Annotated in this window: 4 protein-coding genes; 3 read left to right on the plus strand and 1 reads right to left on the minus strand. The window is 64.7% G+C overall.

Going from position 1 to position 1,677, the window contains the following annotated elements; genetic code table 11:
- A partial coding sequence (locus EOB49_RS33755; protein ID WP_164781924.1) for a winged helix-turn-helix domain-containing protein occupies positions 1-606 on the minus strand: 606 nt, incomplete at its 3' end.
- Positions 607-674: 68 nt separating this feature from the next.
- On the opposite strand from EOB49_RS33755, the gene EOB49_RS33760 reads away from it, so the two are divergent.
- From EOB49_RS33760 to EOB49_RS33770, 3 genes are all read left to right on the plus strand, one after another.
- Positions 675-890: a DUF1127 domain-containing protein gene (locus tag EOB49_RS33760; protein WP_127383491.1), complete on the plus strand. Its 216-nt coding sequence runs from the start codon at positions 675-677 to the stop codon at positions 888-890.
- Positions 891-953: 63 nt separating this feature from the next.
- Positions 954-1,286 carry an NIPSNAP family protein gene (locus EOB49_RS33765; protein WP_127383492.1) on the plus strand — a complete coding sequence of 111 codons (333 nt, stop codon included), beginning with the start codon at positions 954-956 and terminating at the stop codon, positions 1,284-1,286.
- A complete protein-coding gene (locus EOB49_RS33770; protein WP_127383493.1) occupies positions 1,283-1,627 on the plus strand; it encodes an antibiotic biosynthesis monooxygenase in 345 nt (114 codons plus the stop codon). Before EOB49_RS33765 ends, EOB49_RS33770 begins: the two co-directional genes overlap by 4 nt.
- Positions 1,628-1,677: the final 50 nt, after the last annotated feature.

Consider the following 1,677-nt stretch of genomic DNA (forward strand, 5'->3'; position numbering starts at 1 on the left):
CTCGCGGCGCGCCCATTTATCGGCCAGGATCTTCTCGAGGATGGCGGCGCCCAGCGTCCCGGCGAGGTGCGAACGGCGCACGCTCCAGTCGAGGCAGGCGCGGCACACCGGCCGGCGCGGCTTGGTATAAACGTCGATGCCGATCGCCGCGAAATGCGAAGCCGCCGATGGCCCGAGCCTGATCTCTTGTTCGTCGCGGACCAGTACGTTCTTGGCGACGAGCCGATCGAGCATCGCCACCGCCTGCTCGCCGGCGAGGTGATCGTAGCAGACGCGCGCCACGCGCATGGCGCCATCGCGCGGACCCGGGCGCACACGCTTTGGACCGACGGCTTCCGCGACGCCTGTGATGGCTTCGATCATGCCCGCCACCTGCGGTCCGGCGAGGCCGTAATAGCGATGCCGGCCCTGGCTCGCCACCGTGAGCAGCCCACCTTCCATCAGTTTGCCCAGATGCGAGCTGGCGGTCGGCAGCGAAACGCCGGCCTCGAGCGCCAGTTCGCTCGCCGTCAGCGCCGTGCCGCCCATCAGGGCATTCAGCATGTTTGCCCGTGCCGGGTCGCCGACCAGGCTGGCGATGCGGGCGATGTCGGGTCCTTCACGCATAGTTCGTTCCTCATCGAAGCGTTCTTGTCAGATAATCACTATTCTCAGGTGAGATCAAGGAGACGACGATGGCCGCACGAACCGCTTTCCCCTCAGCCTCGCTCCCCAGCCGCCGATCGTTCCCGTTCGTCAGCTGGCTGCGTTCGCGGCTGCTGGCCCGCTGGTATGACCGCCATTTGCAGCGTCTGGACCTTGCCGAGATCGATGATCATCAGCTGCGCGATCTTGGGCTAACGCGGCAAGACGTGCGCCGCGAATGCGCGAAGTCCTTCTGGCAGCCCTAGCAGACCAGACGACACAATTTTTCGATGCCGCTCGAACTATCGACGCACCCCAAGGAGACCACAATGACCATCACCTGCTTCATCCGCTACGAGATCGACCCGTTCGGCAAGGCGGCCTTCGAGGAGTATGCGCGCAATTGGGGCCACGCCATTCCACGCTGCGGCGCCGATCTGATCGGTTACTACGCGCCGCATGAGGGCTCGGCGACGACCGCGTATGCCGCCTACAATATCGAGAGCCTGGCGGCCTACGAAGCCTATCGCGCCCGGCTTGCCGCCGATCCCGCCGGCAAGGCAAACTACGAATTCGCCAAGCGCGAGAGATTCATCCTGAAGGAGGATCGCATGTTCCTGAAACTGGCCTCAGGCCCGCACGCGAAACTGGTGCTGCCGTGATTGCCGTCATCTTCGAAGTCGAGCCGGCGGAAGGCCGGCGCGACGCCTATCTGAGCATCGCCGCGGACCTGCGTCCACTGCTCGACGGCATCGACGGCTTTCTTTCCATCGAGCGTTTCCAGAGCCTGGCCGATCCGAACCGCATCCTGTCGCTGTCATTCTGGCGCGACGAGGAAGCCGTGAAGGCCTGGCGCAACACCGAGGAACACCGGCAGGCGCAGAAGGCCGGCCGTGGCGGTATCTTTACCGGCTACCGATTGCGCATCGCCCATGTGGTGAGGGATTATGGGCTGACGGAGAGGGACGAGGCGCCTAGGGATAGCCGGGCGGTGAATGGGTGAGTGGCAAGTTTCTTCCTTCTCCCCTGGGAGAAGGTGTCGCCGCAGGCGAC

Source organism: Mesorhizobium sp. M7A.F.Ca.MR.148.00.0.0 (genome assembly GCF_003997735.1).
Taxonomy (GTDB): domain Bacteria; phylum Pseudomonadota; class Alphaproteobacteria; order Rhizobiales; family Rhizobiaceae; genus Mesorhizobium.